The sequence below is a fragment of the Lichenifustis flavocetrariae genome (assembly GCF_026130545.1).
GTDB classification, from domain to species: domain Bacteria; phylum Pseudomonadota; class Alphaproteobacteria; order Rhizobiales; family Beijerinckiaceae; genus Lichenihabitans; species Lichenihabitans flavocetrariae.
In genome coordinates this window covers 23,486-50,240 of record NZ_JAMOIM010000034.1, presented here as the reverse complement: position 1 = coordinate 50,240, position 26,755 = coordinate 23,486, and the positions used below count along the sequence as shown (strand labels likewise).

At 65.7% G+C, this 26,755-nt stretch carries 22 protein-coding genes; 12 read left to right on the top strand and 10 right to left on the bottom strand.

Annotation, left to right across the window (positions count from 1 at the left end; translation table 11 throughout):
* Positions 1-65 precede the first annotated feature (65 nt).
* Positions 66-2,540: a tetratricopeptide repeat protein gene (locus M8523_RS28375; RefSeq protein ID WP_345894315.1), complete on the top strand. Its 2,475-nt coding sequence runs from the start codon at positions 66-68 to the stop codon at positions 2,538-2,540.
* Between the two features lie 215 nt (positions 2,541-2,755).
* Positions 2,756-3,124, top strand: coding sequence for a hypothetical protein (locus tag M8523_RS28370; RefSeq protein ID WP_282588245.1), 369 nt, complete (start codon positions 2,756-2,758; stop codon positions 3,122-3,124).
* 15 nt (positions 3,125-3,139) lie between these two features.
* Here M8523_RS28370 and M8523_RS28365 read toward each other — a convergent pair whose 3' ends face one another.
* Complete coding sequence (locus M8523_RS28365) at positions 3,140-3,709, bottom strand: invasion associated locus B family protein (RefSeq protein WP_282588244.1); 570 nt, start codon at positions 3,707-3,709, stop codon at positions 3,140-3,142.
* A gap of 149 nt (positions 3,710-3,858) precedes the next feature.
* Here M8523_RS28365 and M8523_RS28360 point away from each other — a divergent pair, with 149 nt between their 5' ends.
* Positions 3,859-5,031, top strand: a complete 1,173-nt coding sequence (locus tag M8523_RS28360) for a sigma-70 RNA polymerase sigma factor region 4 domain-containing protein (RefSeq protein WP_282588243.1) — start codon at positions 3,859-3,861, stop codon at positions 5,029-5,031.
* A complete protein-coding gene (locus M8523_RS28355) occupies positions 5,028-5,858 on the top strand; it encodes an anti-sigma factor family protein (protein WP_282588242.1) in 831 nt (276 codons plus the stop codon). The genes M8523_RS28360 and M8523_RS28355 overlap by 4 nt, the downstream gene beginning before the upstream one ends.
* 19 nt (positions 5,859-5,877) lie before the next feature.
* Here M8523_RS28355 and M8523_RS28350 read toward each other — a convergent pair whose 3' ends face one another.
* On the bottom strand, positions 5,878-6,378 hold the full coding sequence (locus M8523_RS28350; protein ID WP_282588241.1) for a hypothetical protein: 501 nt from the start codon (positions 6,376-6,378) through the stop codon (positions 5,878-5,880).
* A 74-nt stretch (positions 6,379-6,452) separates the two neighbouring features.
* Here M8523_RS28350 and M8523_RS28345 point away from each other — a divergent pair, with 74 nt between their 5' ends.
* Both M8523_RS28345 and M8523_RS28340 read left to right on the top strand, forming a co-directional pair.
* Entirely contained in the window at positions 6,453-6,914 is a 462-nt protein-coding gene (locus M8523_RS28345) for a hypothetical protein (RefSeq protein ID WP_282588240.1), read from the top strand.
* Between the two features lie 228 nt (positions 6,915-7,142).
* Complete coding sequence (locus tag M8523_RS28340) at positions 7,143-8,285, top strand: tetratricopeptide repeat protein (protein ID WP_282588239.1); 1,143 nt, start codon at positions 7,143-7,145, stop codon at positions 8,283-8,285.
* 176 nt (positions 8,286-8,461) lie between these two features.
* On the opposite strand, the gene M8523_RS28335 is transcribed toward M8523_RS28340, so the two are convergent.
* Positions 8,462-9,706 carry a S1C family serine protease gene (locus tag M8523_RS28335; protein WP_282588238.1) on the bottom strand — a complete coding sequence of 415 codons (1,245 nt, stop codon included), beginning with the start codon at positions 9,704-9,706 and terminating at the stop codon, positions 8,462-8,464.
* 197 nt (positions 9,707-9,903) lie between these two features.
* Here M8523_RS28335 and M8523_RS28330 point away from each other — a divergent pair, with 197 nt between their 5' ends.
* The 5 genes from M8523_RS28330 (at position 9,904) to M8523_RS28310 (ending at position 14,703) form a co-directional block, all read left to right on the top strand.
* On the top strand, positions 9,904-11,928 hold the full coding sequence (locus tag M8523_RS28330; protein ID WP_282588237.1) for a VIT domain-containing protein: 2,025 nt from the start codon (positions 9,904-9,906) through the stop codon (positions 11,926-11,928).
* A gap of 129 nt (positions 11,929-12,057) precedes the next feature.
* Positions 12,058-12,699: a hypothetical protein gene (locus M8523_RS28325; protein ID WP_282588236.1), complete on the top strand. Its 642-nt coding sequence runs from the start codon at positions 12,058-12,060 to the stop codon at positions 12,697-12,699.
* Between the two features lie 128 nt (positions 12,700-12,827).
* Positions 12,828-13,328 carry a DUF4189 domain-containing protein gene (locus M8523_RS28320; RefSeq protein WP_282588235.1) on the top strand — a complete coding sequence of 167 codons (501 nt, stop codon included), beginning with the start codon at positions 12,828-12,830 and terminating at the stop codon, positions 13,326-13,328.
* Between the two features lie 59 nt (positions 13,329-13,387).
* Positions 13,388-13,996 (top strand): hypothetical protein, encoded by a 609-nt coding sequence (locus M8523_RS28315; protein WP_282588234.1) that lies wholly within the window; start codon positions 13,388-13,390, stop codon positions 13,994-13,996.
* A gap of 149 nt (positions 13,997-14,145) precedes the next feature.
* Positions 14,146-14,703 (top strand): hypothetical protein, encoded by a 558-nt coding sequence (locus tag M8523_RS28310; RefSeq protein WP_282588233.1) that lies wholly within the window; start codon positions 14,146-14,148, stop codon positions 14,701-14,703.
* Positions 14,704-14,982: 279 nt separating this feature from the next.
* On the opposite strand, the gene M8523_RS28305 is transcribed toward M8523_RS28310, so the two are convergent.
* On the bottom strand, positions 14,983-15,459 hold the full coding sequence (locus M8523_RS28305) for a hypothetical protein (RefSeq protein WP_282588232.1): 477 nt from the start codon (positions 15,457-15,459) through the stop codon (positions 14,983-14,985).
* A gap of 544 nt (positions 15,460-16,003) precedes the next feature.
* Here M8523_RS28305 and M8523_RS28300 point away from each other — a divergent pair.
* Complete coding sequence (locus M8523_RS28300; protein WP_282588231.1) at positions 16,004-18,799, top strand: ATP-binding protein; 2,796 nt, start codon at positions 16,004-16,006, stop codon at positions 18,797-18,799.
* Between the two features lie 65 nt (positions 18,800-18,864).
* Here the strand turns inward: M8523_RS28300 and M8523_RS28295 are convergent, their stop codons facing one another.
* From M8523_RS28295 to cydB, 6 genes are all read right to left on the bottom strand, one after another.
* Positions 18,865-20,076 (bottom strand): alpha/beta hydrolase, encoded by a 1,212-nt coding sequence (locus tag M8523_RS28295; protein WP_282588230.1) that lies wholly within the window; start codon positions 20,074-20,076, stop codon positions 18,865-18,867.
* A gap of 76 nt (positions 20,077-20,152) precedes the next feature.
* Positions 20,153-20,974, bottom strand: coding sequence for an alpha/beta fold hydrolase (locus M8523_RS28290; protein WP_282588229.1), 822 nt, complete (start codon positions 20,972-20,974; stop codon positions 20,153-20,155).
* 286 nt (positions 20,975-21,260) lie between these two features.
* Positions 21,261-22,229, bottom strand: a complete 969-nt coding sequence (locus tag M8523_RS28285; RefSeq protein ID WP_282588228.1) for an HlyD family secretion protein — start codon at positions 22,227-22,229, stop codon at positions 21,261-21,263.
* Positions 22,219-24,555, bottom strand: coding sequence for an ABC transporter permease (locus tag M8523_RS28280; RefSeq protein ID WP_282588227.1), 2,337 nt, complete (start codon positions 24,553-24,555; stop codon positions 22,219-22,221). Before M8523_RS28280 ends, M8523_RS28285 begins: the two co-directional genes overlap by 11 nt.
* The gene (locus M8523_RS28275; RefSeq protein WP_282588226.1) at positions 24,552-25,574 is read right to left on the bottom strand and encodes an HlyD family secretion protein; all 1,023 of its coding nucleotides are present in this window, start codon (positions 25,572-25,574) and stop codon (positions 24,552-24,554) included. The genes M8523_RS28280 and M8523_RS28275 overlap by 4 nt, the downstream gene beginning before the upstream one ends.
* Positions 25,575-25,738: 164 nt before the next feature.
* On the bottom strand, positions 25,739-26,755 hold the full coding sequence (gene cydB / locus M8523_RS28270) for a cytochrome d ubiquinol oxidase subunit II (protein WP_428351506.1): 1,017 nt from the start codon (positions 26,753-26,755) through the stop codon (positions 25,739-25,741).

The following is a 26,755-nucleotide window of genomic DNA, read 5'->3' as shown; positions in this document are numbered from 1 at the left end:
TGACCCGTGCCGTCGAGGACATCATCGTCGCGCTGGCGCGGTTCGATCGGGAGAGCGGCGCGGCCGTGGGCCGAACTGCGACGTTTGAAGTTCATGACAGCAGCCCCAAGGGCCGTGCCATAGCGGCGCTCGCCAAGGCGCGCCTCGTCACCGTCGATGAGGCGGCGGGCAAGCAGGTGGTTCGGCTCGCTCATGACACCCTCCTTTCGCATTGGGATCGTGCTCGCCAGGTGCTGAGCAAGCGCAAGGGCATGGTGGTCCTGCGCACGCGCCTCTACGACATGGTCGACAACTGGAAGAAGACGCGCGACCCCGCTTATCTCCTGAAAGGCCTGGACCTCGAAGCGGCCAATGCATTGGTCAAGGAGGAGCCCGCGTGGGTTTCGGCGGATCTCGCCGCTCTCGTCCACGGGTCCAATCTGGCACTCGACGCGGAAAAGGATGAGCTGAAGCGAAGAGCGAGGCGGGAGCGTCTCCGATGGCAGGTGGCGTCAGCCGGCTCCGGCGTTCTGGTGGCTCTGCTGGTCGGCCTCTATTGGTACTCGCAAAAGGCCACGCGGGCTGAGCTGGAGGCGACACGCAATCTGGAACTCGCCAGCCAGGCCGTGCAGACGCTTGCGACCAAGGGGTTCGAGCGCTTCGTGACACTCAGCCTGCCCAGCGACTATGGTCGGGAACTGCTGGCCACGGCGCGGGATCTCCAAGAAAAGATCGCAAGCAAGGATGCCGCCTCGCCCCCCGTGCGGTTCCAGCAAGCCGTACTTCTGGGCGTCACGTCGAGCTATGCGAACGCGCTCGGCGATCGGCGATCGGCCGAGCAGGATATCGCCAAAGCCATCACGATCCTCCGCGCCCTGGTCGAGCAAGATCCCGAGAACGTCGAGTGGCAGCGGCTCTTGGCCAAGTCCAACGTGGCTCTGGGCGAGATGCTGGTGGCCTCAGGAGACACCACCTCGCGCGAGAAGGCCATCGTCGCCTTCAACGATGCGCAGACGATCGTGGACGCGTTGCTGACAGCGAACCCGATCGATCCGCTTCTGGATCCGCAGGATCAACGATTGCAGGCCAGCATCCACAAGGGGAAAGGCGACATTGCCGCCCAAGAGTGGCAGGACGCCCCGGAAAGGGACGACGCTCAACGCGCAAGTCTCGGCAAAGCAATGATCGACGACTACACGTCGATGTACAACATCTTGAAGGATTACATCGCGAGCGATGCGGACAAGCTCGCGTTGAGCGAGGCCGATCGGACTGTGGCGACGGCCTATCTGAAAGTTGGACAGGTAGGAGAGGCCGCGAGATACGCCAAGGAAGCACTGCTTGTCGTTGACCAGCTGCTGACAGGCGTATCCACCCGCCCATTGTATCAACAGCAAAAGGCCGAGGTGCTGCTGCTGCTTGGCAGGATTTATGTCGAAGAGAACGAGCAGCCGGGGGCACCCGCCGGGCAGACCGGCAAAGTCATCAACCTGCTTGAACAGGCCCGGACGATCCTTGTCGACCTCGTCGAGACGGACCCGGGCAACGACGTCTGGCGTCACGATCTTTTCGACGCTCAACGCCGTCTCGCCGCCCTGCTGGCCACGCCCGGGAACGCGGCCAAAGCGCGCCCCATCGCGCAGGCCGCCGCCGAGACCGCCGAGGCCATCGTGGTTCGGCACCCGAACGACATCGCGTCGGTGCAGGATCTGGTCGCCGCGCGGTCTGCCTTGGGCAGGATCGATCTTGACGCGGGCGACATCGACGACGCCATCCGGTCTCACTCGGCGGCGCGCGACGCCGGGGAGAATGGTCTAGAGAGGGTCCCGGCCGCCCGGGACATCCAGCTGGTCCTGGCCGACGCGGAAGGTGGTCTGGCAGAGGCTTTGTCGAGGGCGTCGCCACCTCGGTTCGACGAAGCCAAGGTCGCCTTGCAGTCCCGCATCGATCTCGCCCTGAAGCTTCTGATCTCCGGCCGCGATTCGGCTCCCGATGTCCGGCGTCTGGGGACCGCCTATGGCGATATGGGCCACCTCTATGCGACGCGAGACGGAAAGAGCGGAGTCGCGCTCGACTATTACCGAAACGCGATTGGCCAATTCGAGAAGCTCGTGACCGATACGTCGAGCCCGCCCGCGGATCTGGTTGCCTACGGGTCAGCGCTGTTGGCGGCAGGCGATCTTGCCGAGGCGCGTGGGCAAAAGGCCGATGCGCTTTCGTTCTACGACAAGGGCATTGATGCGCTCAGAAAGGCGGTAGCGGCCGACCCCAGGGATGCAAATGCGCGTCTTGCCCTGTCCACCATCCTTGCCACCGGGCCGGTCGCCAGCCTGCGCAATGGTGACGAGGCGCTGGCCTTGGCCAAAGCCGTCCAAGCGGAGCGGCCCGACGATATACGGGTTTTTGATGCTCTCGCAGCCGCGTCCGCGCGGACCGGGGATTTCGTCAGCGCCGTCGCATTCGAGACGAAGGTTCTATCAGATGCCACCTTCGCTCGTACGACGGATGCCGAGCAGCGGCTGGCCGCATATAAGGACGGGAAGCCATGGCCTCAGCCATGAACAGCGGTTGGAACGTGGGGGAAGCCATCATGATCAGACAACCGTCGTGCGCATCGCCTCTTCTGACGATGTCGCCGATCCTTTGCGACGCCCGCGTGCAGCGCGCTCCCCCAGTCCTGGCCGAGTGCAGCTCGAACCTCATCTTGAGCAGGCCTCGCGGAGGCCGGGTCAGCGTGAGAGCTTGGAATTTTGGGTCGGGTTCTCAGGATGCGGTCGTGAGAGGCCCGAGGTCCGTCCGCGCGCTGACGGCGCTCGGATTGCTTCTGCCGCTCCTCGTGACGCCGGTCCTGGCCGAGGATCTTCCCAACCTCGAACTCCAGACGACCATAAACGTGACGGCCGAGCCAGGCGAAAGCTGCGAAGTCGCCTGGACCAAGCGCGGCACCTACACGCTCCCCCCCGGCGAGTTGGACATCTCCGGCTTCACGCTCCCGACCCCACCGGGAGCCCTGAAACCGTTCCCGCCCGGTTCAACCGTGTCGCGAGAGGGCGATCAATGCGTGATCAAGGTTTTCGTGGCCAAGCGGAAGCAATGGTGCGACCCGGGCGACAAGCTCTGCGTGCCGCCACCCGGAGAATATTGATCGCCCGGCCTTCTCTTAGTTGAGGTAAGTTGAGGCGGCCGCCTCGAAAGCCCGCTGCGCGGAGGAATAGCCGGTCAGGTCGTAGACGAAGTCGAAGGACTTGCCGCCGAAGATCGTCATCCGGATGCGCAGTGTCTTGGCATTCTCTATACGGTCAAGCAGCAGATCCCGCGACGAGGGAGCCAAGATGCATGACTTTCCGTTGACTTGACCGCAGGCGAGTGTGTCGACCGCGCCATCGTCGACGCGCATGATGATCTGCGTCATAGCCCAGGCAAAGTTGGGATTGTCGAGAAAGACTTCCTTCTGGCCTTGAGGCATCGCCACGACTTCGACATCAAGGTGCGTCGCGCCGATCGGATAGGGAATGCGCCTGGTGCTGCCGTTGGTGCAGAGCTTCTGGTCCGACATGGCGTCGGCCCGGCACGACACGTTCCAGGCGCCGAAGGTCTGATGATCGGTGGGCGCCGGCGCGGCGGCCAGAAACATCGAACCGAACAGAAGCGAGAGGACGACAAGCGCCATCGCGAAGACCGCGACAGGCAAAGTGGAGCGCGAGGGCTTGGAGCTGGAAAGATTGGACAAGGTCGTGACCCCATGTTGGAATTGACACTGAGAGTGACGGAGGCGTCCTGGTTTTTGGGACGACCGCCATCGTGTCGTGTCGGACCCCGTCGATGTCGGGAGTTGCGCGATGGCCGCGCGCTGTCTGAGCAAGTGAAGGACCCTGCCTGATGAGTGTCGCCGGCGGCGAACGTGAGGTCGAAAGCATCGCCGCGATGATGCAAGGCGATCAGGCGGCCCTTGCCGCCTTCAAGTCGCGCCATGAGAGGCTGCTGCGCGACATCTGTCGCTCGGTTTCGCCCGATCAGGCCTCAGCGGAGGCGGCGCTTCGGGATTTGATGGCGTCGCCCACCTTCGCCTCGGAGTTCGCGGGGTATCGGGGCCGCGGCGAGTTTTCCACCTTCGCGACCAAGGTGCTGGTCGATGGGTTCTTGTTCCATCGGCTGCTCGCTCTGATCCGGCGAGATCGGGACCAGGGCATGATTGCCTTTGAGGCGTTCTTCCGGCGCCGCCTGAGCCGCATCGTCGCCGCCCGCATTGAAGATCGCGAGCTGCAGAGGGATGGCAGGCAGTGGGTGTTGGAACAGGTTCTACGAAACGAGCGGCAACAGCTCGCGATCTGGGCCGAGCAGGCGCGGGCGCCCGGGTTTGTCGTCACCAAACTGATTCTGCTCGCCTCCGACTTTCTGAGGTCGTCAGACGCGCCATCCGAGGTGCGCCGGCGGGACCTCCCCGAGGCCATCGCGGCGCTGACGCCCTTCGATCGCGCTGTCTTCGCGCAATTCTACTGGTATCACGCCGCCTCGGCGCGCGAGATCATGTACGGGCTCGTGAGTTTCTTCCCCGGGACCACGGAGTTGACCGTTCTGGACGCGCGCATTCGCGTCGAGGCGGCGCTGAAGTCGAACCCCCAACCGATTTCGGTCGACGTGGTCTCCGCGGACGAGCCCGCGGACGACGGCAACGGCCCTCGGATCCAGCCGAGCATCGAACCGACCGCCGATACGGACATCGAGGACGAGGAGGCGTGGGAAATCTTTCGGGCCGCGCTGTTCCGCGCGATGATCGACGCTCGCCTGTCTCGTCGCGAGCGGCAGTATCTTGAACTCTATCTCGACGGACAGCCGTCGCGGGACATCGCCGAGACGATGGTGGAACCCGTGACAGCCATCTACAAGATGGCGCGCAATGTCCACGCGAAGCTTCGGACGCAACTTCTGGACGCTCCGGCCGCGAAAAACCTCATGGCCTCCGTCACTGGTAACGACGCCTTTCTGGAGCCGAGACGCTCGACGAAGGGTGAGGACGAGCCGCGCGCATCGCTGAAGGGTTTGAAGCCATGACCAAGGACGAGGTCGCCGCATTCTTCGATCGGCTGTCCGAGGAAGCGACGAAGCCCGACGGTCGGATGCCGCCCGAATTCGCCAAACTGGCGGAGACGTGGCGCGGGGCGCTGTCGGATGCCAATGGCGACGAGATCGAAGCCGATGCCGAGGAAATTGCGGCCTATGTGGACGGGCAGCTTCACGGCGCCGAGCTGTTGGCCTTCGAGGCGAAGCTGGCCGCGTCCCCCGCGCTGCGGGACGAGGTGGAAGACCTGCGCGGCGACATCGCGGCGCTGGGCTCCAATGCCGAGGAGGCGGTCCAAGCATCTGTCGCCGGGGAGGTGGACTTGGCCGGTCTGCGCGCCACTCTCGAAGCGAGACAGCCCCTGACCATGGCGCAGCAACGAGCGCTTTTCACCAATCCAACCCTGCGCGCGGACTACAACCGCCTCATCAGGGTGGATCGGCTGCCCGCCGCGGCCGCGCCCTCGCCCTCCATGCTGCGAGCAGTGCCGCACCTGGCGATGCCCGCTCGGGCGGCGGCGGCCAGCGATCGGGAGATCGACGGGCGGAGCTTCGCGGGCGCGACGATCCACATCGGCTCGGCCGGCCTGCCGAACCAGTTCCTGATCCGCATCCGCTTCGAGGGCGGAGAAGCAAGCTTCGACGCGCTGGAGCTTCAGGGCTCGGACGGGACGCTCGCCTATCTGACCCTGCCGCCGGCGCACAAAGGCGAGATGAAATGGATCGCCGATACCGACGCCCCTGACGTTGGCGAGGCCGTGGCCCTTCTCAGAGACCCGAGGGCAAGCGGCACCTTCCGCCGACGGGAGGATTTCGACTGAAGCGGCGAAGGCTGTCGCATTACGTGCAGGCCCGAAATCGCCGGCACGTCCCATCTGGTTGTTGCTTTTCACAGGGCCGACAGCGGTTTTGCGGCATGACGGTGTTGGGGTCGGTGTCGATCTGGTCCGTCGATGTTGCATCGATCGACGGCACGCGGATGCCGCCGCTGGCGGCGTCGCGAAGGGTGACGCTGCCGCTGACACAGATCACGCGGTTGTAATATTGAGTGGGGTCGACCCCATGGGGGGTGAAAACCCACAGGTTCGAGCCGACCAGCATGATGTTGCCCTTGGCACTGGTGACGCGCCCACAGGCTGAGACGTGCTGGTTGACGAAATTCGGTGCCAGGCTGGCATCGATCTTTCCGGGTCCGAAGGGCCCGTTCATCGGCACGGGCGTCGTCTGCGCGTGGCTGGAGGAGCCGACGGCAACAAGACCAGTGAGCAATCCGACTATCCCGGAAACCAGCAACGCTTTTCGGCGGATCGTGACAGTCGCTCGAGAGAAAAACATACGCATGCAAATGTCCTTGCCTTGAAAGCATCCGGCCACAAGAGCGCGTCGACTAAGCTCTTCTCGCGAAACGATACACGATGACGCCACGATTCTTGAACGACGATATCGAGCGATCTGCGGCCCTGCTGAATCTCCAGCCCGACGAGCTCCAGGCGCTGATCTGGATCAGGCATGAGCTGGTGGCAGGCCACATCCTCCATGCCCCTCACAATCGCGACGAGGGCCCGAAGGTGGCCTTCAACATGGGATCATGTTCCCAGGGAACAGCGGTCTGCATCGCCAGCTGGATGGAGGTCCGGCTCAGTCGGCGCGTCTACGGCGCCGTGGCGGGCACGCAGCGCCTGTTTCATCCCGATCCCAGGATTTATCGCGACGTCCTGCTGAGCTCGATCACGACGGCGCAGGCGGTTCGCGCGATGGATGAATTTCTCGACGGCAACAAATACGCCTGCTGGAACGTCGCGCTCTCGGCGTCGGCCCCTTACGTGCCGCTCGTTCCGGAGGCGAGTGAAACACGATATCGGAATCGGGAGTGGTGATGTCGGGGGGCGGTTCGGCCGGCTCCGTCTTTGGCACCAGCCGTCCATCCTCCGCAGGGTACTCGATCCCTTCTTCGAGGCCTCCGGGTCCGACCACGCCCCAGGCGAAGCGATGGCGTCCCTCCGCGTCGAACCAAGCCCTACCCAGAAGGCAGTTGGTCTCGCCGGTGGCTTGCTTTGGCATGGCTCCGTAGTGTTCCGGAAAACTGTTCCGATGGAAATGCCGTCATGTCCGAGGATGATGCCCGTGACCTGAAGGCCCGGGCCCTAGCGGGAGATCCCTCCGCGCAGATCGCCATGGGCATGTCGGCGATCAGGACCTGGACACCGGAAGGAGGAGCGGAGGGGCTCGCTTGGTTCCGGAAAGGGGCCGAACAGGGGCATGCTCCGGCGGCGGTGCACCTCGGCGTCTTCCTCACACGCCGCGGCAATGCCTGCCTGCGCGGGCGCGTGAAGAGCGACGACCCGGTGGCTGAAGCCGAAGCGCTGTTTCGCGAAGCGGCCCGCTACGACTATGGCCCTGCGCAGTATTCTCTGGCGCGGCTGCTCACGCGGCCGGGTCGGTCTGAGAACGAAAAATCCGAGGCGGAGGAGTGGTTTGCTCGCGCGGTCGAACGAGAGGAACCGCGCGCGCAGCGGCGCCTAGGCCTACAGGCCGCGCGGGCGACGCCCCCCGACTATCAGACGGCCCACCTGTGGATGGGCAAGGCCGCCGAGCAGGACGATCCGGTCGCGCTGCGATGGTTGGGGATCGCCTTCGACGAAGGGCTTGGAGTCGAGAAAGATGCCGCCGAGGCGGCTCGCCTCTATCTCAAGGCCGCTGAAGAGGGGGATCGCGAGGGCGCGTTCCGTATCGGATTGGCCCTGCAGTTCGGGACCGGAATCGAGCGTGATCCCGTCGAGGCTCTCGAATGGTACGAGGCCGCCGCCGACGCCGGCCATGCACGCGCGAGCTTCAATCTCGCGGCGATGTTGAGCGAAGGCGCTTTGGTGCCCCGCGATATCGCCCGTGCGATCGAAGCCTACAAGCGGGCCGCCGAGGCGGGCGAGACGCGTGCGCTCGTCAACCTTGGCAATCTCCATGTGCGCGGCGATGGCGTGCCGCGGGACGATGCCGAAGCGGCGCGTTGTTTCGCGCAAGCGGTGGAGAGCGGCGACGCGCGCGCGGCCTACCACCTCGCTCTCCTCCATATTCACGGTCGTGGCGTCGCCAAGGACCTCGTCGAAGCCCGGTCGCTGCTTCTCTTCGCGTGCCGCGATCCGCATCCCACGTTCCGGGATGTGCTCGATGACCTCGATCGGGTGCTCGACGACGCCACGAAAAACGAAGCAGCGGCGCGTGCAAGAGACCGGTGGGGCGCCCTTCACTAGGGATGCAACTCGGATTGGTGCAGGCGCGCCAGCCGAACGGCGTCCTTCGTCGCGCTTGCGGCGAGAGGGCACCGGCGGGCCAATGAGGATAGGTGTCTTCTTCCCCGCTTCGGGGAAGGTGGGACGAGGGGTGGTGCTCTCGCTGACCCCGGTGTAGGCCCGCCGCCTTCATGATGTCAGCGCTGCCAAGCCTTCAACAGCTCCGCGATGCGTTCGTTCGTGCTCTTTTGGCGGGCAGGCGCCTCGTCTCGCTTCGGCCGGGTCACCAGCGGGCTCCAATCGACGTAGAACCATTGCACCTCCGCATCCGGGACGGTCGCCATGTCCGCAGCGGCGTCGAGTCCGGCCTCCGTCATCCGATAGAAGTGGATCTTGACCTTGTCGCCGGGCTCGATCCGCGCCAGGGCATCGCTGAGGCTGCCCTGATCCCAGATAGGGTAGACGAAGCCGTTGGACCATTCGACGGAGTAGACGAAATCGCCGGCATGTAGGCCGATGGACGCCGCCGCGCCGTGGGCGTCCACGCTCTTCACGAAGAGCGCCGACCTCGGCAGCGTGAGGCTGCTGAAGTCCGGGGATTTGACCACCACCCCAAGGTCAGGACGGGAGACCGCGCCATTCGCGAGGATCGCGCGGGCGTAGCGGGCCGCCGTCTCCGCGCCGCGTGCATAGGAAATGCCCGTCCGGGAAGCGTGCACCGGAATGTCATCATCGACATTGGCCTTCTTCGCCGTCGCGCTGACGATATCGCCGACCTTCACACTGGCGACCGAAATGTAGCTGTTCACGCCGACCACCTCGCCCTGCCGATTCAGGAGGGGGCCGCCGGAATCGCCGTGATTGACCGCCGCATCGGTCTGCACGAGATCGCTGACCGTGCCATCGAGATAGGAGCGATGCAGCGCGCTGACGATGCCGCGAGACACCGTGGCCTCGCCGTCGATGGCATCGGCGAAGCCGATGGCGATGGCTTCCTGTCCCACCTCGATGGTGCGCGCGTCGGCAAAGCGCAGCGGCTTGCGTTCGGCTCCGAGTCCGTCGACGTGGATGACGGCGATGTCGCCGGGGGCGTCGCAGCCCACCACGGTCGCGTTCAGCCGCAAGGCCGGATCGTCCGGGAACTGCACGGCCACCTCGATCTTGCCCACCGGCTTGTCGTCGTCCGACGACACGACGTGGCAGTTGGTGACCAAGTCCCCGTTCCCGTCGAAGACGAAACCGGTCCCCGTGCCCACATGGGTTCCGAGATTGCCGTCCTTCCGCTTGTACGGAATCTTCACGACGATCTTGCCGATACTGAGCTTTGCGGCTTTGACCATGTCGGCGATCGGCAGCTCGGGCGCTGCCTGCGCATGGGTTGCCACGGCGACGGACAGCGCGAGGGCGCTGATCGGAAGTCTGCAGGTGCGTCCAAACATCATGATCTCCCTGCCGCTCGCATGATGGCGGCTATTTGGGGAGACGGATGCTTGATCGGATTTCGGCGGAGCCTCGTGGAGATTTTCCGTGGAGCCCTAAAAGCTAGTCCCCCTCCGTCCTGATCTACGACAGGTTTCGACGGCCTGGCGCCAGCACGCGCCCGGACCGGGGAAATCGTGTCGTGACTCAGGAGATCACGATGAGCATGCACAATCGACCGGATGACGATCCGCTTTCGCGCTTTCGGGATGGCGTCGTCTGCAAGGGCAGCGGCCTGCCGATCCCGCTCACGGCCACGCGCTTTCACGTCACCCTGCAAGGCCATGTCGCGGCGGTTGAGACGTGGCGGACGTTTCGCAACGGGGAATTCGAGAGCATCGAGGCGACGCTGACCATGCCGATGCCCGTCCGAGCCGTCCTTTACGATCTCGAGGCGACGGTCAACGGACGCACCCTGAAGGGGATCTGCCAGCCCCGCGAGGCAGCGCGCCAGACCTACGAGGATGCCATCGACGAAGGCTGGCTCGCCGTGCTTCACGAGGAAGTCCTTCGGGGCATTCATCAGCTCTCCCTCGCGCATCTCGCGCCGGGGGCGGAGGTCGTCATCCGCGCCTGGTGGGCCGCTTTGCTCGTTCCGAATGGGCCGAGGCGTGTGATGTTGCGCATCCCGCTGACGGTTGGCGATGTCTACGGACGCTCGCCGCTCAGGGCGTCGGACCGCCTCAGCAATGGAGGACCGAACGGGATGGCGCCTCTGAGTATCTCGGCAGGGGACAAGACCGTCTGGCTCGGGGAGACGGCGCTTCAGGTCGGGGAGATCGAGGTGCCGCTCAATCGACCCATCGATCTGTCCATGGAGGCCCCAAGCCGGTCGAACAGCGCCGGCCGCGCGGCTGACGGCCGATCGATCGCGTTGTCGATCGTGGCAGAACCCGAAAGCGACCACGCGATCGCGGCGGCGATCCTCGTCGATCGGTCGGGCTCGATGGCCGAGCGCTGCTCCGCCGACGCCGCCACCACGAAGCACGGTTCGGTGGTGGCCGGGCTTCGATCGGTGTCCGGCCACCTGCGATCGGCAGACCAGATCGATCTCTTCGAGTTCAACCAAGCCTGCCAGGCTCTCGGCAAGGCCACGACGGCGAGCGGATTCGAGGAGTTGCTCTGGCACCTGGGAGGGCCGGAAGGCGGCACGGAAATAGGCGGAGCGCTGCAGGAGGCGATCGACCGGTCACCCGCGATGGACGTCCTCATCGTCACCGACGGCAAGAGCTACGCCCCCGATGCCATGGCCCTGGCACGGACCGGGCGCCGCTTCTCGGTGGTGCTGATCGGGGAAGACAGCCTCGAAGCCGGGATCGGTCATCTCGCCGCATTGACCGGGGGCTCCCTCGTCGTGGCGCGCGGCAGCGACGTCGCCGGCGCGGTGGCCAGCGCCATCGCGGCCTTGCGCACAAAGCACGAAGAGGCCGAGATGATCGAGGGTCCGCTCGATCGGTTGATTGCCGTTCGGGATGGGCTGCGAATCACGGCCGAATGGCGGCTGCCAGTCGAAACAGACTTGCCAGCTCTAGAGGCAGTGGCGGCGCTGGCCACCACCCTCGCCTTGCCCCGGTTGCCGGAAGCACAGGCCACGGCCCTGAGCGTGGCGGAGGGGCTGGCCGGCCCACTGACAAGCCTTGTCCTGGTCGATCGTGACGGGGCGCGACAGAGCGGTCTGCTTGTCACGCGCAAAATCGACTTGCCGGCACCTGCGGCCTCGTCACCGAGATTGACCGGCGTCGCCCTTGGCCACAGCTACGACGGCGACAGCATGATGATGATGCGGAGGGAGCCGCCGATCCCGACAGGGTTGAGCCGGATGGTTCACCGGGTCTCGCATGCCGCGTCGCAATGGCTGGAGCGATCGCCGATCAGCAGACGTCCCAGCAGTCCGTGGCCACAGGTTCCCGCCGACCTTTGGGATGCCGCCGGGCCCCAGCTGGTTGACGGGGATCTCAGCGGTTTGCCGCCCGACATGGCGGACCAGGTCCAGCGCCTGGCGGCGCGGGCCACTCTCAAGCGGGTCGCCCGGATCCTGGGCCTCTCGCCGGTGGTGTTGGTCCTGGGCATTCTGGCCCGGCGCGATGCCACGGGCAGCCGAACGGCCGAGCGCGTCGCTCGCCGCATCTTCGCGCCCCTGAACGACGATGTGGTCGCCAGGACCCTCGCGACCTTGCCGATCTAGGGGCACGAGCCCTGCACAACGCTCCCGCGCCGTCCGGCGCGGGGGTCCAAAAGCTTCCCTCGATTCCGTGTCGCGGAGGTCTGGACCCGCGGCGCCGGACTTGTCTCACTCCCGGGATGGATGCCTTCTATGACTGATACGACCTTGGAGCCTGTGGCTCGGCCACGACCGGCCGACGGCTGGCGAATGCGCCGGATCTGGATCGGCGCCGCCTGCGGCGCGTGGTTTGCAGCGGCCCGCTGGATCCTCGATTTCTGGCCTCTGGGTGCGGGCGTTCCGCAGGCCCTGCGTGTGGTGGTCGACCTCTCGCGCCTCGTGCTCATCCTGCCGCTCGCCGGTTTCGTCCTCACGCTTCTGATCGGGATGAGCATCGCCTTGTGGCGACGATATTTCCGTCGGGCGGCGAGCAGCTTCCTGGCCCTTGCGGCGCTTCCGGTCTGCCACGTCATCATCGCGCGGTCGTCCGTGCTCGATCCCTGGCTATGGTACACGATCGCCAACAAATCCCAGCTCGAAACCGTCGCCACCACCGCACCGGCAACGGCCCCGCGCTATGCCGTGCTCAAGGCCGAGGACGTGTCGTCCGGTTTCGCCGGGATCGATCCCAACCACTTCGTCCTGCTCGTCTACGACGACAGCGACGACATCGGTCGCGAGCCGGGCGACCGTCCAGCTATTTGGCAGAACCGAACCGTGCCCGGACTCGATCTTCCGCTGCCAAAGGGCCGGCATCTCATCGGCCATTTCTTCCGGGTCGATTGCTATGATTGACAGGCACCGTGAGCGCGGCGCCCCGCGCAGTGCTCATGATTCTTCCGGCTCGATCACGCGAAAAGTCTCTGGCCCTTCGTCACCTCTAGCAGGCCGCCATTGGGGCGGCCGCTTCGTGGGAGACGGACATGAGCAAGCATTTTTCTCAAGCCCTGACGGCGCGCCGCCTCGTTGGGGGCCTCGGTGGCCTTGGTGGCCTCGGCGCTCTGGCGCTTCTCGGCGGGTTGATCACAACAACCTCGCCGGCGCTCGCGTGCGAGGCGATCATGACCGATGCCTATGGCAACTTCATCATGGACTGCTCGCATGATGCGGGCGTCGCCGCCGGCCCCCGCTACGCGGCCATCGCCAGACAGACCCGCGGCCAGGCGATCGGCTATGCGTGGAACTATTCCGATCAGGGGGCGGCGGAGCGGGCCGCCGCATCGAGCTGCGACCGCGAGGCCAATGCGATGGGCGCTTGCTCATCCGTGGTCTGGGCTGTCAACGCTTGCGCGGCCATTGCGTTCGCCGATGACGGCAGCTCCGGCACTGCGTGGGGCGAGAGTGCGGACGAGGCGAAGAAGGCGGCGCTGGCCGCCTGCGACAAGAACGATTGCAAGGTCCGCAAGGTCGTCTGCACCGATTGAGTGTTTTAAGGCGGCGGCCTTCCCCGGCAGCCGCCTGTTGTCGCCAACAGGAGCGGTGGATGAACATTCTCAAACGATATTGCGGGCCCCTGCTCGTCTGCAGTGGCCTCGTCGGCGTACTGTCTATGCCAGCGGCGGCAGAGCCGGCCCCCGCGGCCCGCGCAGCACTCCTCCTCGGCACGTTCGACAATCCCGATCACCCGCAGATCTCGGTCGGGGAGGTCCGTTGGCATGCCGAGGCCGACGGCGACGCCATCCGCGCCGATGTGGCGCTTCCCGGCACGGGCGCGGATCTGACGATACAGGTCCGCTCCAACACAGACCCAAGCCTGCCCGTCGACTATACGATCGAACTTCGCTTCACCGCGGCCGAGACTTCCTTCCAGGATTTGATTGAGACCGTCGCACCGCCGACCCTGCGCGCGACCGAAGGGGCCGTCGGCCAACCGCTCGCCGCGACGGTGGTGCCGATCAGTGCGCGGGTCTATCTCGTCGGCCTGCCGCATGGTCCGGACGCGGACAAGGACGCCACCCTCTTGCGAAGCGCGGAATGGTTCGATCTGCCGATCAAGCTCACCGGCAACCGCCTCGCCAAGATCACTTTCGAAGAAGGCATGGTGGGCCACCAGGCGCTCGACAGGGTTTTCAAAAGGCGCGGGGGGCAGTGAGACAGGCTGCCGCCTCTCCGAGCCAACGTCGCCTGCGCGTTCCACGCTCAGCCGTGCGTTCGTCCTTGGGCGGTTTTCAGACGCCGGCCCTCAGCCCTCACGCTCGGCCTCAGCCGGCCGGCATCCGAAAACCTTCACCATTGGCCGGAATGGCTTTGAGCCTCATAACTGGGGCTGCACAAGCGTCGACCATCGTAGAGGTGTCGGGTGTCATTCAGGGACGTGCATTTACAAGCCAGCTCAATCTCGATGTTGTTGGCAATCAGGCTTTGAGCGGTACCGGTACATTTACTGGGTACGGGCTGACGAACGCCGATCTCGTCCTAATCACCACCAGCACTTCCTATAACGAGACAATTCCTGGGCCTGTAGGCTTTCGCGGGAATGATGGGACTGATTTCGGCGGGTTGGATCAAGCCTACCCAATTCTCACGAATGGTCTGCTTTTCGACGTCGGAACCACGACCGCGTCGTTCGGAGCCTTTCCGCTGTTCGCGGTCTACAGTAATGGCAATGGCACGTATGGTGCTGCTTCCACAGGCAACGTGGGAGGAACCGGGTACTATGCACAACTCAGTTCGTCGGAAGTGTCCGTTTCGGTAGGGACCGTCTCTCTGCCTGCCTCCGCCCCGATGTTCGGCGCCGCCCTCATGGCTCTCGGCGTAGTCGGTTATGGCATGAAGCGGAATGCGAAGGCGCACGCCTGAGACACTCACCGAGGAATCCAGCCGACGGTTGAGCACCAATACCTAGCGCCCGCGGCTCACGCTGCGCGCGTTTCCCTTGCCATCGTGCCTTCCGCCGGTCACAACCCCATTTCTTCGGCCGCCCGGATCACCGCGTTTTCTTGAAGCGGCGGATCACCAATGCATTCCATGTCGACCAAGAGTGGCAAAGTTTCAGGAAACCCGTCGCCATCTTGGCCCCGAGTTAACCAAGTTGGCTCGCGGTCCAGCGATCGTCAGCCGGCTGTGGCCTTTGGATGGCTACTTGGGAAGCCGGGTAAGCCGTGGGCGCCAGATGCCGAGCGCGACATTGGCGATTGCGACCGCGAGCACCACCCACAATGTGAGTTGCTCCGCCCCTGACGATCCTCCCAACGTCGCTGGATCGACTTGGCCCGCGACGGCTCTCACACTTCGTTCGGCTTCGTCCTGCATCACGCCCTGAACGTGCGCGAAGCCCTCGAAAATGAGAACACCGCTCGCAAGCTTCAGCCATGCCCAGCCAGCATTCTGATAGGAGTTGTTCAGTGCCATTGCGAACAGGCCCGCGACCAGAGTGAGTGCGATCGACGGCAGAAAAATCCACTTGGCGATGGCGCCCATGGCGCCGCGCAGCAGGGCATATCCGGCCACTGAGGCCGGGGGAGGAGCGACGCGAAGCAATACAAGCATCGACGCGACCGATCCCACGAGCCCGATCGCCCCGATCGTGTGCAGGAATTTGAGCAAGCGTCGCAATGTGTCTCGATGAAGACCGCGGTAAGAGCGTCAAAACTCGCACGAGATTAGCTCCATCCGCAACTTCGCGGGTCGAGCACCTACCCCGATCAACTCGCCTTCCTTTTCGCCCCTAAGGCAAGGCAATCGCCCATTAGGAGAGAAGATGCCCGGCCGCTTCCGGGAATGACAATTACCGGAACCGACCCTTTGCGGGCATTCGGAAGGTCTGCAAGCGGGCAGCCTGTTTCGTCGAATATGAGCAAGCCTGGCCGAAAGGGGAATGGCTGCTTTCCGGTGAGATCATCAGCAAGCCGACATTTACCGAAAATGGCCGAGTGCACCCCAGCGATCAGCCCGGAAACGTTCTTGGCGGCTTCGAAGGACGAGCCGCGCTTCACTCGTCACTGCCGAAACCTCGTCGCTTCTGAACTCCCACCAGGCACCTTCCGGATGCCTTCGCCCGCTTACGCTGGTCTAAGGTCAGCATTGCGTGCGGGTTGTCGAAATGCTGCAGTGTAGTCCGACTGCTCAATCATCAGGTCCAGCGCGGGCACGCCCCTCCATGGTCGACGACAGCCTCTGCTTTGGCACCTTCGAACTTCGGCCGAAGCAGGCGGTGCTTTTGGACGGAGGGAGGCGTATTCCGCTCGGCAGCAGAGCGCTCGCGATTCTCACCGTGCTTGCCCGGCGGGCCGGCGGGCTTGTCACGACAGACGAGCTCATCCAATTCGCATGGCCCGGGGTTATCGTTGAGGAGAGCAACGTCCGGGTCCAAGTCGCCGCATTGCGCAAGGCGCTCCGCGACGGAATGCATGGTCAACGCTACATCGTGAACGAATCCGGGCGCGGCTACCGGTTCATCGCGCCCATTGTCTCGGCGGCGTTAAGCGGCTTGGAGCCTCGATCCGAGGTGATCCGATGGCACCAACGAGCGCCTTCATTGCCCTTGATCGGTCGGGACAAGGCCATAGCCGATGTCGTGGAGCGATTGGGCCGGGAGCGCATGCTGACGCTCGTCGGGCCTGGTGGGATCGGAAAAACCAGCGTGGCCATGTCGTGCATGGCTCGATTGGCAGATCTGGGACGTAAGGAGATCTGCTTCGTCGATCTGTCGACGCTGGACGACCCTTCCCGCGTAGCGGCCGCCATCGCATCCGCCTTGCATCTGCCGCTGTCGGGCGAGCCGATTCCCGTGATCCTGAGGGCGCTGCGAGGGCAATCAGCACTGATCGTGCTCGACAGCTGCGAACACGTCATCGTGGCTGCCGCAACGCTTGCCGAGACCTTGCTGCTGTCATGCAGCGGAATCGGCATCATGGCCACAAGCCGGGAGGCCCTCCGCTGCAAGGGCGAGGCGGTCTACCGGCTACCTCCCTTGCAGGTGCCGCCGAACGAAGACGCACCTTCGGCGACCGACATCACTGCCTTCTCGGCCGTGCAGCTCTTCGCGGAGCGGGCTGCAACGTCATTGAACCCGGTCAGCATCACGCCCATGAACGCCGGAACTGTGGCCCGGATCTGCCGCCAATTGGACGGCCTGCCACTCGCCCTCGAACTTGCGGCCGCCTGCGCCGGCACCCTCGGCCTGGACATCCTGGCATCCGGTCTCGGTGATCGCCTGAACCTCCTGACGCAAGGTCGGCGAACGATCGCGCGTCATGAGACGCTGCGGGCCATGCTGGACTGGAGCCACGACCTGTTGGCCGACGACCATCGCGCGGTCCTGGAAAGCCTTTCAGTATTCCGGACAGCGTTCACCCTGAATGGGGCGATAGCTGTTGCCCAGATGGACGGGGTCTCGGAAACCGATGTCGTTGCCGCCGTCCTCCAGCTCGCGGCGACGTCGCTCCTGCACGTCGACAAGGCAGACACGACGGCTATCTACCGCCTGCTCGACACGACCCGGGTCTATGCGACGGAAAAGCTTGTTGCGTCAGGCCGCCTGGACCAGGCTCGCCGACAGCATGCCGACTACGTGCGCATGCGCCTCGCCGCGGCCGAGGCCGAGTGGAAAGCCGCCCGACAGGATGATTGGTGGGCACGCAATGGCAGCCTCGTCGAGGATGTCCAGGCTGCCCTCGACTGGGCGTTCTCTCCTGAGGGAGACGCAAGAACCGGCATCGAGCTCACGATCTCGTCAGCGCCGCTCTGGCTCGGACGATCCCAGTTGGGCGAATATTGGACCCGCGTCACACAATCGCTCAATCGCCTGATCGCGACAGACCTTGGCGGCGGTCGGGAGGAGATGCAGCTGCAGCTCGCACTGGGACACCTCGTTTTCCACATCCATGGACCAGGACCAGCCGAAGTTCTCGCATTTCAGCGTGCCCTGGAGATTGCCGAGTCCACCGACGACGTCCCGAGCATGACGACGGCCGTGTGGGCGTTGGCTCACGAGCGCGGTGTCATGGGCGACCATCCGGCCGCGATGTCGCTCTGCAACAAGCTCATTGCGCTCGGCGAGAGCGAGGGGAACCTGGAAACGGCGGCGATCGCGAGCCGCACGTTGGCACTTACGAAATTTCGTCAGGGTAATCTTGTCGAGGCTCAACGCATAGGTGAGGCGCTCGTCGCGGAGCACCGCCCCGTCGGCCCTTCCTTCGGCACCGTCTACCGCTATGACCAAACGACAGCGTCGCGGGCTAACCTCGCTTGCGTGCTGTGGATCCGAGGACATGCCGATCGAGCCTTGGAGATGGTCCGCGGCGCCGTCGCGGACGCGGCCGAGGCCCGCAACCCGAGCTCACTCTGCTACATATTGTCGAGCTGCGCATGCCCATTGGCATTCTGGTCGGGCGACAATGAGCTTGCGGCGCACTACATCGACCTGCTGGCTTCGGAAACCCAGCGAAACGCCTTCGCATACATGCAGGGTTGGGCGGACCGCTACCGTCGGATTTGGACAGCCCGAAAGGCGGGCGTAGACGTCGCCGGCAGCAACATCATTCCAGGAGTCAGCAACCTGATCTGGTTCGATCGCCAGATCCTCGTGTCGATCGAAGCGGGGTTGCTCAGCGGCCCGGATCTCGTCGACACCGGCGCGCGCCAAGCGAGCTGGTGCGGCGCAGAGGTGCTGCGTGCGGAAGGCGAACGCGCCCTCCGGTCGAGCGAAACAGACAGGCAGGTATTAGCGGAGCGGCTGTTCGTCGAAGCATTGGACGTCGCCCGCGAACAGGGCGCACTTGCCTGGGAACTTCGCGCGGCGATCTCTCTTGCATCGAGCAAGCGGAAAGGGAAGCAACCGCATGCGGCCTTCGGCATTCTGCAGCCCGTCTTGGAACGTTTCTCCGAAGGGTTCGAGACCACCGACCTCCTCGCCGCCTCGGTGTTGTTGAACGAGCTCCGAAACTCCGCCTGATCGCGAAAGGTCATGTCAACGTACCATTCAGGCGCGGTCATTGGCCAGGACAGGCCGATGCGCCGTCATCGTCGTTCTCCCCCAACATCCGTAGCGACGACTGCCTTGCCCGCGATCGTACCGACCTTCGCGGCGGCCTGCGACAGGGTCTGTCCGACCTCCGCATCCACGGACGGGCTATCGCCGTCGATCTTCTGCCCCTCGATTAGGCGAGCACCGATCAGCCGCACGATCTCGGGACTTTCTGCGAACTTGGTGTGGTTGATGTCGTCGCCGGTGCGGACCTTCGTGAGGTCGATCGCGGCGATATCGGCCCCTGTGAGTTTCGAGCGATAGGGTTCCACCGACGGGTCGATCTCCCCGAGCCGGTCGATGTCCCCGGCGATCGCTCTCGAAATTCCAAGCGCCTGGTCGTCGGTCGATACCAAGAGCGTGAACCGCGGTCGCGGCGATGGGATGTCGAGGAACTCGCTCTTGAACACGTCGACGTCAAGGTCAGCCGAGGCGAGGATGACGTTCTTGATCTTCGGGCTGATTGCCCCGTGTCGTATCGCCATTTGCCGCAAGGCCTCCATGGCGACCCAGTTCCCCATCGAATGGGCTAGCACTGTGACATCGCTCACATTCGGGTCGCCCGCCGCGCGCGCAAGGAGCGCTTCCAGGGCATCCCGGGAAGTGGTCGCGCTTTCCTTGTCGTAGGCATATTGGAACAGGTCGCCGCGCGACGGCCAGGTGAATAGAACCGGTGCCGCGCGCGTACCGGCATCATGGACGATCTGGGCGAAGCGGTAGACCGCCTCCTCGTAGGTGGTGTTGAAGCCGTGCACGAAGATCAGGAGCTTGTTTCCGTTCGTTCCGACGCGGCGGAACCAGGAACCCGCCTGACTTCGCGCCATGTCGACCACCTTCACGGTCGCGAAGTCGAGCGCCGGATCTGCCGGGAGCGCCGCCGGCCACTGGACGTCCCCGACCTTGCGGTTGGCATCGGGGGGGACGGAGACGACGATCTCGTCGAGAGCCCGCCCCGCGCCGCGCTCCCCGGTGAACAACTCGCCGGGTTGTGAGGATGGTGCGCGGGTCGTCATGACGAGCATGTCGACCCTGCTAGTGTTCGGCACCTCGACATCGATCGGGATCAGGACGTTGCGCGCATGCTCGGCACAGCCACAAAGTGTCACTGCCAAAGCGGCGGCCAAGCCCAGCGGCTTGATGGTACGGACTGCGTTCGACGCCGCGTGCTCCAGCCGACGGCGCGTACCGCACACTTGGTGATTCACGGCTCCCGACCCATGTGCCTAGCGGCTATCGATAGGTGGCCCGGCCGGCTCGGCGTCCGCGACGCGGGACATCCGGTCAGCCTTGGATGAACGCGAGCAGATCCGCATTGATCTGCTCGGCATTCGTGGTCGGCATGCCGTGGGGAAAGCCCGGGTAGAACTTGGCCGTCGCGTTGCGCAGGAGCTTGGCCGACAGCGGGCCGGCATCCGCGAAAGGCACGATCTGGTCGTCCTCGCCGTGCATCACGAGTGTCGGCACGGCTATCGCCATGAGATCCTCGGTGAAGTCGGTCTCGGAAAACGCCTTAATGCAGTCATACTGCGCCTTGATGCCGCCCATCATGCCCTGACGCCACCAGTTGCGGCGCACGCCTTCCGAGACGGCCGCGCCCGGACGGTTGTATCCGTAGAACGGCAACGTGATGTCGATGTAGAACTGGGAGCGGTTAAACGCTGTGCCGGCGCGGATCTGATCGAACACTTCGATAGGTAGGCCGCCCGGATTCCTCTCGCTCTTCACCATGATCGGTGGGACGGCGCTGATTAGCGCGGCCTTCGCCACGCGGCCCGCACCGTATCGGGCGACATAGCGGGCGACCTCGCCGCCGCCGGTGGAGTGGCCGACATGGATCGCATCCTTGAGGTCGAGCGCCGCGGCCAACTCAGCCACGTCGGCGGCATAGGTATCCATATCGTTGCCGGTGGACGTCTGCGTCGAACGACCATGGCCCCGCCGGTCGTGGGCGATCAAGCGGAAACCGTGCTGGAGGAAGAACATCATCTGTGCGTCCCAGTCGTCACTGCTGAGCGGCCAACCGTGGTGGAAGACGATGGGCTGCCCGCTCCCCCAGTCCTTGTAGAAGATCTCCGTTCCGTCCTTGACCTTGATGGTACCCATCGCTTCGGCTCCGTTCGTGTTCGCTTGTGCAGGTTGTCCCTCGGCCAGCGCTCCGCCCGAGGGCAGACCCGCAACGGCGAAGAGCGCCGTTGATCCCAGGACGGCCATCCGTCGGGTCAATCCTGCGGAATGGCGATTGCAATGAGGCAAGGCTGATGCTCCAAAGGGTCGATCCGGCCGGTCGAGCTGCATGTCCGCGGCTCCAGGTTGGGCCAATCTAGCGACGGTGGCCCAAACCGATTGTACGTTCGGCCACCTTTTTCGCTGGGCGGAGCGCCGTGCCGGCCTATCTGGCGGCCAGCCAGACCGTCATACCAGGGTCCAATCCTGCGTCCTGAGATTGCGGGTCGAGCCGGAGGCGAAAGCTGTTGAGGTCGTGGTCGCCGACGGCGCGAGCGGCGCGCCACGTGGCGAACTCGCCGAGCGGCCGCATCTCCACGACGCGAGCCTCCAGGCGCTTGCCATCGGCGGCCGTCAGCGTCGCCGCGCCGCCGATCGTTAGTCCCTGCAGCCGGTCCTCGCGTATCGTGAAGGCGAACCAGCGCTGGCCGTCGAGGTTGAGCGTCATCACGGCCCTGCCCGGAGCCATGATCTCGCCGAGTTCCGCCACGCGGACGCCCACGGTCCCGTCGTCCGGCGCCACGAGACGGGCCTTGTCGAGTTGGGCCTGGAGCGACGCGGCCGCGGCGTTCGCCGCCGCGAGCTTGGCGTCGGCCAACTGGCGTTCCTCGGCCGTGGGGCCGGCCCGGTCGGCGGCGGCGGCAGCCCGCTTGCCTTCGACATCGGCCCAGGCTTTGGCGAGGGAGGTCCTGCTCTCGTCGAGCTGCTGCTGGCTGAGAAAGCTCTTCGAGTTCAAGGTAGCAGCGCGATCGTATTGCTGTTGGGCCAGCAGGAGGTTGGCTTCGGCCGTCCGAACGGCCTCGGCCGCTATCGAGACCTGCTCGGGCCGCGTGCCGGAATAGGTGTTCGCGCGATCCGCTGCGGCGCTGTCCGCCGCCGCCTTTGCCTCGGCCAGGGCCGCCGTGATGTCCGGGTTGTCGATCACCGCCAGCAGGTCGCCGCGCCTGACGTGCCGGCCCGGCGCGACCGCGATCGACGCCAGCCGACCGCTGACCTCGGGCGCGATGCGGATCTCGGTCCGCCGCACCATGCCGAGGATGGGGGGCGCCTCGTCTGCGCCGTGGCGGCTGTAGAGGACGGCCCCCGCCCCCGCCGCAAGCACAAGAATGGCGAGAGCCACTCGTCTAGTCGACATGGACGCGCTCCTCACGGCTGGCGAGACGGGCCATCACCATGGCCAGCACGGCATACACGACGACGAGCACCCACAGCCGCGCCCAGTTGGCGAAGACGTCGCCGAACGAGGCGCCCATCTGGTTGATGCGTACGAGGCCCTCGATGCCCGAGGTGCTCGGCAGGGCCGCACCCAGCGCGCGCAACACGGGCGGAATGGCCTCCGGCGGCCAGGCGACGCCGACCAGGAAGAAGATCGGCAGGCTGACGGCGATTAGCAGCAGCACCGCCGTCTCGCGGCGGCGGAAGGCTGCGCCGACGAGCTGACCCAGGAAGCTGATCGACAGGATGTAGGGAATGACGAGCACGAGTAGGTCGAGCAGCCGCTCGGTGTAGGAGAAGCCGTAAAGGCGGGGCAGCACCACGAGGTAGAGCGCGCATCCCGGCAAGGCGAGCAGCAGGTGGGCCAGCGCCTGCCCGACGACAGCGGCTGGCGTGCCGCGACGGCGTCGCGCCGCGAAGCCGCCCTGCTGGAACGCGATGCCGCCGAGCGTCGCCGACCCCATCAGCAGCGTCTGCTGCAGGATGAGCAGGAAGGCGGCCGGGACGATGTAGCTCGCATAGCCGCCGGTGGGATTGAACAGCGGCTGGTTGAGGATCTCGACGGGCGAGCTCCGGGCCAGCGCGGCGCGGTAGAGGCTGCCGTCGGATCGCGCGCCGCCGCCCGCGAGATCGGCCGACACCGTGCCGGCGGCCTCAGTTATCCCTTGCAGGGTCCGGCTGTAGAGCAGAAAATAGGCGGAATCGACATAGGCCGGCAGGCGCGCGCGGTCGCCCTTGAGAACGTCGCGCGCGGTGCCGGCGGGGATCGAGAGGATGCCGAACACCTCGCGCCGCGCCAGGGCGGCCTGCGCCTCCGCCAGGGTGGTGGGACGCGCTGCGACCGTGATGGCCTCGTCCGCATCGAGAGCCTGCACCAGTGTACGGCTGAGATCGGTGCCGTCGTCGTCCACCACCGCTATGGGCACGTGGCGGATCAACTGGCCGAGGTAGGGCTGCGGATAGAAGACCCCGTAGATCAGCGGCCCGAGCACGATCAGGCCGAAGGCGCCTTTGTCGCACAGCACCCGGCCGTATTCGGCCACGAAGAAGCCGACGATGCCATGCGGCGTGGCCGCAGGCGGGGCGGGGTCCGCCGCGGAGGCAGGCGGATGTCGCGCGACGACGCGCAGCCGCAGCCAGGCGAGGCCGAAGAAGATGATCGCTAGCGCCGTCAGATAGGCGAAGGGCATGGCCGAATCGCGCAGCGGAACCGCGCGCGCGGCCTGGTCGAACAGGATCTGAATGTACCAGCGCAGCGGCAGCAGCGATCCCCACGTCCTCGCGAAACCGTTCATGGCCAGCACCGGGAAGCCAACGCCCGCAAAACCGAAGGCGGGCGAGCAGACGACGCCGGCCAGCGTCAGGCCCGTGGCGAGGTTCAGGACGAGCAGCTGGAACAGCGCGCCGAGTGAGAGATAGGCGAGGATCAAAAGGCAGGCCGCGACGGCGGTCATGACCGGGTCGCCGCGGAACGGAATGCCGTAGAGGCCGTGGATGATGCCGAGGCCGACTGTCATCATGACGACGAACAGGCCGAAATAGGGGGCGAGCTTGCCGACGAGCGCCGTGAGCGGCGAGCCGCCGGCCGTCGCGAGCCAGTCGGCGACGGACCGGCCGGTGAACTCCGACCCCACCGCGAACCCGGCCGCGATCGCGATCATCACGTGCAGCACGGTCGGCAGGATCGCCCGGAGCAGGAACTGGGCGTAGTTGAGGGCCGGGTTGGTCAGCACGTATTGCTCGACGACCAGCGCTCCCGGCGTGGCGCCGGCGGTCTTCACGCCCTTCGGCAGGTCGGTAACGGCGGCAGAAATGGCGGCCTGCAGCGCCCCGGACGCGACGTTGCCCGGCGTGAAGAACTGCTTGTTGTAGAAGATCACCACCTGCGGCCGCCGGCCGGCCATCAGGTCGCGCTCGAAATTCTGCGGAATATAGGTGGCGGCGATGGCTTCGCCCGATCGGATGGCGTGCATGGCGCCCGTGAGGTCGGGCGAGCGCAAGGCGACCGTGACGCCGGGCGCGGCGTCGATCGCCTGCACCAAGCTCAGCGACGAGGGCGAGCGGTCCTGGTCGACGACGTCGACCTTCAGCTGGCGGATGACGGCGTTGCCGAAGGTCATGGCGAGGAGCGCGAAGGCGAGCAGCGGCACCACGAGCACCATCAGGCGCGCCACGCGATCCCGACGGATCCAGGCGACCTCGCGGCGCGCGACGGCGAGGAAGCCGGGGCGCAGCGGCCCGCTCACCGAGCGCCGTCCGCCCAGGCCGCATAGGCGCTCATGCCCGGGCGAAGTTCGGGGATCTTCTCGACCGGGTAGGCCCGCACCTCGAAGGTGCGCAGGTCGAAGTCGCCGGTCGCGCGTGTGGCGCGCCAACCGGCATATTCGCCGCGTGTCGCGATGGTGCGCACGGCGACGCCGACCATGCGGTCGCCGAGGGCCGGCACCTTGACGGTGAAGCGGTCGCCGATCTTGAGGCCCTTGACGAGGTCCTCGCGCAGGTCGAACCGCAGCCAGACATCGCCGAGGTCGACGAGCGACAGCAGCGGCACGCCCGGCGAGATGTATTCCCCGACCTCGCTGCCAACCTGGTAGACCTGGGCAGTGGACGGCGCCTTGACCACGAGCTCGTCCACCTGCGCCTGCAGGGTTCCGACCGAGGCCTGCGCCTTGGCGACGGCGGCCCGGGCGACGCCCCGCTCCTCCGGGGTGTAGCCGGCGACGGCCTCATTGTAGGCGGACGTCGCCTGTTCGACGCCGCGCTGGGCGACGTCGAGGCTGCGCGTGTTCTCGTCGAGCTTCTGCACGGGCGCGAAGTCGCGGGCGGTCAGTTGCTTGGTCCGGTCGAAGGTCTGCTGTGCCAGCGTGGCGTCGGCCTGCGCCGCGGCCAGCGCCGCCTTGCGCTGCGCCACCACCTCGGCCCGCGTGCCGACCAGGATGCGCTTGAGGTCGGCCTGCGCCACGGCTTCTGCGGCCTCCGCCTCGGCGAGCTTGGTCAGGAGCTGCGGATTGTCGATCCTCACGAGCATGGCGCCGGCCGCCACGTCGCTGCCCCGGTCAACCGGCCGCTCGGCGACCCGCCCGTCGACCCGAGCCGCGATGTCGATGCGCGTGGCGTCCGCCTCGCCCTGCACCAGCAGCGGTTGCGGCTGCACGAGATACCACAGCGACAGGCCGACGATGACGGCCACAGTGACGATCACGATGGCGGCCGAGGTTCGCGGCGCCTTTGCGACGGCGGGAGGTCCTGCTAGGGGATCACTCAAGGCTGGACTCCAGAACTCGTTTTCGCAGGCTGTTGAACAGCGGGTCAAAGCGCATGCAAGACCCAGCGCAGGGCAGTAGCAACAGCGGCCACGGTGAGCACGCCGCCAGCCACAGGCCAACGAACCAGGCAAGCCGCTTGGGAAGGTTATCTGCCCTCGTCCTCTCAGTGGTAGTGCGCACCGGCCTTCACCTTTCCGCGGAACACCCAGTAGCTGAGGCCCGAGTACGTCAGGATCAGCGGAATCAAAACCGAGGCGCCGACCAGGACGAAGAGTTGGCTCGCGCGGGGCGCGGCAGCCTGCCAGATGGTGATGTCCGGCGGGATCATCAGCGGGAACATGCTGATGCCGAGGCCCGCGAAGCAGAGGACGAACACTGCCAGCGCGCTGAGGAAGGGCGTGAGGTGATGCTCGCGCGTGATGCCGATGTGGAAGCCAAGGGCGATCAGCGCGATGAGGATCGGCACGGGGCTGGTGAGCAGGATGCCTGGCCAGCCGAACCAGCGGTGCATGAAGGTCGCATTGAGGAACGGGGTCCACAGGCTGACGGCGACGATCAGCGCGAGCGTCGCCCAGGCCAGCACCTGCGCCTGACGGCGGGCGCGGTGCTGGAGCGAACCCTCCGTGCGCCACACCAGCCAGCAGGCACCGAGCCACGCGTAGCCGACCACCACCGCGATCCCGCACAACACCGTGAAGGGGGTCAACCAGTCGAACCAGCCGCCTGCATATTGCCGGTTCACAACATGTATGCCCTGCAGCAGGCCGCCTAGCGTCAGCCCCTGACAGAGCGCGGCGAGCGTGGAACCGCCGAAGAACGAGAAATCCCATAGCTTCCGCCCCCGCTCGGTTTCGGTGCGGAAGCGGAACTCGAAGGCGACGCCCCGGAAGATCAGGCCGAACAGCATGCCGAGGATGGTTGGGTAGAGCGCCGGCATGATCACCGCATAAGCGAGCGGGAACACGCCGAAGAGGCCGCCACCGCCGAGCACGAGCCAGGTCTCGTTCCCGTCCCACATGGGTGCGATGGAATTCACCATCGTGTCCCGGTCCTCCGCCCCGCGCTCGACGGCGAACAGCATCCCGACACCGAGGTCGAAGCCGTCGAGCACGACATACGCCATGACCGCGAAGGCGATCAGGCCGGCCCAGATGGTGGCGATGGTCTCGGTGCTCATGAT